Annotated in this window: 1 protein-coding gene; it reads left to right on the top strand. The window is 73.9% G+C overall.

The features are described from left to right. Positions 1-284, top strand: a 284-nt coding sequence (locus tag ACQG3P_RS19420; RefSeq protein ID WP_426805956.1) for an aromatic amino acid lyase, incomplete at both ends; no start/stop codon positions are given.

Genomic DNA, 284 nt, shown 5'->3' with positions numbered 1-284 from the left:
GCCCTCCGCTGCTGCAGGGTCTGGCCACGCTGCTGCGCCACGCCGTGCTGCCGCTGATTCCGGCCGAAGGAGCGGTCGGCGCCAGTGGCGACCTCACTCCGCTGTCCTCCGTGGCCGCCGTGCTGGGTGGCGAACGCGAGGTGATGTACCAGGGTCGACGCCGCCCGGCCGCCGAGGGACTGGCCGAGATCGGCATGGCCCCGCTGCGGCTGCGGCCCACGGAAGGCCTGGCGATCAGGTACGGCACCGCGGTGATGACCGCGCTGGCGTGCCTGGCCTTCGAC

The sequence above is a fragment of the Stenotrophomonas sp. SrG genome, assembly GCF_050031795.1.
In the GTDB taxonomy this organism is placed as follows: Bacteria; Pseudomonadota; Gammaproteobacteria; order Xanthomonadales; family Xanthomonadaceae; genus Stenotrophomonas; species Stenotrophomonas rhizophila_A.
The sequence above is the reverse complement of the archived record's forward strand: the minus strand, read 5'-3'. Positions and strand labels throughout refer to the sequence as shown.